Origin of the sequence: Streptomyces sp. CNQ085, from assembly GCF_022614595.1 — a bacterium.
Lineage (GTDB): Bacteria > Actinomycetota > Actinomycetes > Streptomycetales > Streptomycetaceae > Streptomyces.
The window spans coordinates 1-5,165 of the sequence record NZ_JAJFAU010000191.1 but is presented as its reverse complement, the minus strand read 5'-3'; the positions used below and the strand labels follow the sequence as shown (position 1 = coordinate 5,165).

The following is a 5,165-nucleotide window of genomic DNA, read 5'->3' as shown; positions in this document are numbered from 1 at the left end:
CCCCCCCCCCCCCCCCCCCCCCCCCCCCCCCCCCCCCCCCCCCCCCCCCCCCCCCCCCCCCCCCCCCCCCCCCCTCCGCCGTCAGCGGGCCCTGGCGGTGGACTCCTTCTGGAAGGCGCTCGGACCGTACGACCAGATCTGGTTGACCCGGCTGCGCTCGGCGGCGTCGGGGTAGGCGTTGGCGCAGGACGGGCCGGGGCCGCCGCCGGACATCAACTCACTGCACGGCCCGGAGTAGTTGTCCCGCAGGCCCAAGGACTTCATGTGTGGGGGGTCTCCTTCTCGTCGGTGAACCCGGAGGCGGAACCTGAGGGGGTCGGGTCCGGCGGAGGAACTTCGGCCAGTCAGAATTGTGTTCGAATCCCGTGCCCCCGGGGATGATGCCAACCGGCGATAGCGCCGGGCTATCGCCGGTGATCGCGCCGTTCGGTCCCCCTGTCGGACAGGGCGTGCCGGGGATCACCGGGAGCGGCCGGGGAAGGCCAGGTCGTGTGCCCGGAACGCCGGGCATGCCGTTTCAGTGGCGTTCGGACGTCTGGTGCCGCCCGTTGGGGCGTCGTTATCCTCCAGGTGTGGAGCTCGACGTGAGGCATCTGCGTGTGCTGTGCGCCATCGCCGACGCCGGCAGCGTCCGCAAGGCGGCGCTGCGCCTGGGCATGAGCCAGCCCTCCCTGACCACGCAGCTGCGCCGTATCGAGAACGCCATCGGCGGGCGGCTGTTCACCCGGGAGCGGACGGGCAGCCGTCCCACGGCCCTGGGGCGGTCCGTGCTCTGCCGCGCGCGTCCGATCGTCGCCGACATGGCGGCCCTGGTGAGCGAGGCGAGGAGCGCGGCGGCGCTGGAGGGAGGGGCGCGGCTGCGGATCGGCAGCACGGCCAGCCGCGCCGTGGCCGGATGGGTGCGCAGACTCCGGGTCCGCTACCCCGGCGCGGAGGCCGGGCTTCACATCGACGTATCGGCCAACTCGCTGCTCCAGACGGTCGCCGACGGGCAGGTGGACGTGGCTTTCGTCCACGAGCCGGAGGGCTTCCCGCTGCGCTTCCCGCCAGGGGTGGAACAGCACGTCCTGGTCGCCAGGGAACCGCAGTTCATCGCCCTGCCCGAAACACACCCCCAGGCCGGCCGCCGGGTGGTGGACATGGCCGATCTCGCCGACGACCAGTGGATCGTCGACTTCACGGCGGACGGGGAGTGGGCCGCCACACGCCGTGCCTTCGCGACCGCCGGACTGGACCCGCGCATGGTCCACGTGCCCGACAACACCACCGCCGCGGCGCTGATCGCCGGGGGCGAGGCGGTGAGCGTGTGCCAGCCCGTCTCGCAGCAGCGCCAGGGAATGGTCATCCGCCCGCTGCGCGACGACCCGCTGGCGGTACGGCTGTTACTCGCCTGCCGGTCGGACAGCCCGCCGGCGGCGGAGATCGGCGGCCTGCGCGCCGACCTCATGGCCGCCTACGCCGAGGTCGCCTGGGCCAGCCCCGCCTACCGCTGGTGGCTGCTGCGTCACGGCGGCGCGCTGCTCCCTCCGCCGGAGGGAGGCCTCGCGCCGTCCGCCGCAGAGCGTTCCGGCATACCGGCTCCCGGCCGCGCGGGCGGTCACGCGGACACCGCGACCACGGCGGAAGCACCGCCGAACGCACTGCCGGACGGACCGCCGGACGGACCGCCGGAACACGTCCTGGCCGCGGCGCCCGGACCGCCTTGCGCCCCGCGGCGGCCGCCCGCTCCGCGCACCGCCACGCCGCGCGTGCCCCGGGCACGCGGGGGCGGCTGAGGCGCGCACGGGGCGGCCCGGGTCAGCCCCTGCCGAGGTCCAGCGGCGGCTCGACGGTGTGGAAGCACTGGGTGCACACGTATCCGCCGTGCGGCCCCTCCTGGACCGCCCAGCCGCACTGCGCGCAGTGCATCACGGCCACGTCGGGCGCCGGGACGTCGGAGTGCGGCGGGCTCACCCGGTGGCTCCGCGGTTGCCGCAGGACCAGCGCCCGTCGGGGCCTTGGACCACGGTGGCTCCACGTGTGGTGCAGTTCAACGGCAGTTCCCCTTCCGCCGTCCCTCGCGGGGTCCGCCCGCGCCGCCGGTGCGGTCACCACCGAGGACGCGGCTGTCACACGTCACCGTAGCCCGGTGCGCGGCCGGTGACGAGTCTTCTCCCCGGCCGCCGGGGGATCAGGCCAGCACGGCGAACGCGCGGGTGGTGCCGGAGAAGGAACGGGCGCCGCCCACCAGGGGCTTGGCGTCGCCGTGGTAGCGGACGCGGTAGCGGCCGGGTACGGCCCCGGAGGGCACGTCCCAGGTGACGGTCACCTTCGAGGCGGCGATCCCGTCGCGCTCCCAGCGGAAGGCCGTCGACCAGTCGCCGTCGTCGGCGACCGTGCGCCAGGCCCCGTCCTCGTACCGCTCCACCCGCAGATAGGTACTGCCCCGGTGGAGGTCGTTGCCGGGGTGAGCGCCGGCGAACACCGCCGAGACCCGCTCGCCGGCCCGGTAGCCCTCGCGCGGCTGGCTCAGCACGTCACCGAAGGAGCGCCCGATCCGCGGGGCGTCCAGCACAATCGGCGGCTGGAGGGCGAGCGGCGCGGCGGACAGGTCGGGTGGCTCCGGTCCGGTCGGCAGCGCCCGCCCCTCGCGCATCGCGCGGGCCAGTTCCGCCGAGACCTGCTGGACGGCGGGCAGCTGCCAGCGGCCGAAGAGGGTGCTGCCGCCCTCGTAGTGCTGGGCGTCGTACTCCTCGGGGGTGGTGAGGTAGTGGAAGTAGGAGTTGGCGTAGCCCGCCACCAGCACGTCGTCCAGGTCCGCGCCGGTGACCTGGGCGACGGTGCGCCGCAGCCGCAGCCCCGCCGCGATGGTGACCTCGCCGGGGACGCCGATCAGGTACAGCCGGCCGATGCGCACCAGCTGTACGGGCACGGTCTCCTGCACCCAGGGGTAGATCCGGTTCATCTCCCCGATGGGCACGGCGATCGCCTTGGGCGCGTGGGCATCGCGCAGCTCCGGCGAGACGGTGTAGATCACCGAGTGGGAGATCGCGTCCCAGAAGGGGTTCTCGCCCTCGGAGAAGCCGGGGAAGGCCGGCCCGTCCTCCGTGCTGCCCGCCGCCATGGCCGCGCCGACGGCCGGTTTGGCGGTCCTGTGGACGCGCCCGTCGCCGGTGAACTCCGGTTCCACGGTGACCTCGGAGAGGTCCACGTACACCAGCCGGGAGTCCACGCCTCCCGACAGCCGGGTGCCGGGCCGGTCCAACTGCCGGGCGGCGGCCTCGTACTGGCGCAGGCCGTTGGCCCGGGTGCTCTCGAAGTCCTCCGGTGTGGTGGGCGGCTCCAGGTCGGGGTTGGGGGACATGTCGCCGGCGTTGGTCTGCGCGAAGGCGGTGATCACCTCGGGCGCGGTACCGGCCAGGTAGTCCGCGCCCGCCACCTCGCGCTCCCAGTGGTAGGCGGCGTACCCCTTGTTGTCGGCGCTGATGAGGCGGTTGTCGCCGGACATGCTGGTGCAGTGGGTGGCGAACCAGTTGACCGCCCCCACCAGCCGCCCCTGCCGCTCGATCCGCAGCAGTGTGGTGAGCGGGTCGATCGCGTCGGGGAAGTGGGCTTTGACGTCGGCCGGGTTGCGCTCGAACGCGGCGCGGGAGCGGTTGACGCTGGCGCCGTGCAACTCGCCTCGGGAAAAGGAGAGTTCGGAAGGCGCCAGATCGGCGTGGGCCCGGCCCACGGCCTCCGTGATGCCGTGCACGACCGCGTCGAAGGTCTTGGCGTGGAAGCCGAGTGTGGTGATGTTGTAGAGCAGGTGGTGGGAGTAGCCGCCCGGCCCGGCGTGGGTGTGAGTGGCGGTGATCATGGTGTTGCGGGCGTTGTAGAGGCCGCCGTACCGCTCCTCCAGGGCGCGCAGCACCGCCTGGTGCACACTGGAGAAGATCATGGGGGAGTCGACCACGACGAGGGCCACCCGCTCCCCGGCGCTTCCGTCCGGTGTCCGGTCGGCGATGACGAAGGCGCGGGCCCGCAGCCGGTTGTGCAGCCCCCGCGCCTGCTGGTCGGTGCGCCCGTAGCCCATCATGCCGACCTCGGTGACCTCGCCGGTGGCGTCCGCGATGCCGCGTCCCACCAGGTAGGAACCGGCCCCCGCCCCGTCGGTCCGCCCGGACGCGGCGGAGGCGGGTGCGTCCTCGGCCGCGTGGGCCGCGGTCCGCGGGAGCCCGGCGAGGCCGAGTCCGGCCGCCGCGGCGGCGGTGCGCAGGACACCGCGGCGGCTGCTGCCCGGCATATGGATGGGGATGTCCGGGGCGCGGCCGGACGGTGTGCGCCGCTGGGTTCGGGGATCGCTCACGTGCGGCTCCTCACGGTGCAGTAGGGGGTTACCGCCGGTTTACCGACAGGAGTTGTGAGCATGACACTCACGGCATCGGCGGACAATCCATCTGTGCGGGATCGCCGCCGGGCACCCGCGGCCGCCAGGGCCGGAAACCGCCGGACGGGTGCGGCCCGCCCCGCCGTACCGCGCCGCGTGAGGCGCCCGGTGCCGGCCGGCTACCAGAGGTCGCCGTCGCGCCAGTCGCAGACCAGCTCACCGGTGGCGTCCAGCTCCGCGCCGCCCGCCACCGGCAGCACGTGGACGCACCCGTCGTCCTCCTCCGTGCGCACGGTCCCCGAGGGGGAGAGAGCCGAGAGGGGCCCCCGCCACAGCAGCCAGCCGCGTGCCGCGTAGAAGCCCGGCGCCTCGTCGGTGGAGGCCAGCGCACCCAGGTCGTACGCGGCGCGCACCACCCGCTCCAGAGCCCCCATCAGCGCGGCCCCGTACCCGTGCCCGCGCCGGCCCCTACCTCACCGGCCGGCGCGGACCCCGACCCCTTCCACGTAGCCGGCGCGCAGTGCCCGGCCGCCGTGCAGCAGCCTCCGCTGTACCAGCGAGGCGTGGCCCACCAGCTCCGCACCCTCCCAGGCCAGGGCGTGCACACCGCCCAGTGCGTGGTCCCAGTCCTGGTCGGTCATGTCCCCCTCGAACACCTCGTCGAGCAGGGAGCGGACCGCCGCGCGGACGGAGGCGTCCAGATCCGCCGTGTGGAGGAGGACGATCCTGCCCGGGCCGCCGCTGTCTCCGATGCTGATGCCGGTCATGCCCCCATCCTGGCAGCACGACGCCGCCCGCCGCCGTGTCCTCACGGCGG

General features: G+C 74.5%; 5 protein-coding genes and 1 pseudogene. 1 reads left to right on the top strand and 5 read right to left on the bottom strand.

Annotated elements, in window-relative coordinates; translation table 11 throughout:
- Nucleotides 1–81: 81 nt before the first annotated feature.
- Nucleotides 82–255: pseudogene (locus LJ221_RS22230) on the bottom strand (snapalysin family zinc-dependent metalloprotease); the annotation flags it as partial.
- A 317-nt stretch (nucleotides 256–572) separates the two neighbouring features.
- On the opposite strand from LJ221_RS22230, the gene LJ221_RS22225 reads away from it, so the two are divergent.
- Nucleotides 573–1,775, top strand: a complete 1,203-nt coding sequence (locus LJ221_RS22225) for a LysR family transcriptional regulator (RefSeq protein WP_308314839.1) — start codon at nucleotides 573–575, stop codon at nucleotides 1,773–1,775.
- Nucleotides 1,776–1,797: 22 nt separating this feature from the next.
- Here the strand turns inward: LJ221_RS22225 and LJ221_RS22220 are convergent, their stop codons facing one another.
- The 4 genes from LJ221_RS22220 to LJ221_RS23800 all read right to left on the bottom strand — a co-directional run bounded on the left by LJ221_RS22220 (nucleotide 1,798) and on the right by LJ221_RS23800 (nucleotide 5,115).
- The gene (locus tag LJ221_RS22220) at nucleotides 1,798–1,953 is read right to left on the bottom strand and encodes a hypothetical protein (protein ID WP_241718496.1); all 156 of its coding nucleotides are present in this window, start codon (nucleotides 1,951–1,953) and stop codon (nucleotides 1,798–1,800) included.
- Between the two features lie 217 nt (nucleotides 1,954–2,170).
- Nucleotides 2,171–4,264: a neutral/alkaline ceramidase gene (locus tag LJ221_RS22215; RefSeq protein WP_241718499.1), complete on the bottom strand. Its 2,094-nt coding sequence runs from the start codon at nucleotides 4,262–4,264 to the stop codon at nucleotides 2,171–2,173.
- A gap of 263 nt (nucleotides 4,265–4,527) precedes the next feature.
- Complete coding sequence (locus tag LJ221_RS23805) at nucleotides 4,528–4,782, bottom strand: hypothetical protein (RefSeq protein WP_308314838.1); 255 nt, start codon at nucleotides 4,780–4,782, stop codon at nucleotides 4,528–4,530.
- Between the two features lie 39 nt (nucleotides 4,783–4,821).
- Complete coding sequence (locus tag LJ221_RS23800) at nucleotides 4,822–5,115, bottom strand: GNAT family N-acetyltransferase (protein WP_308314837.1); 294 nt, start codon at nucleotides 5,113–5,115, stop codon at nucleotides 4,822–4,824.
- Nucleotides 5,116–5,165: the final 50 nt, after the last annotated feature.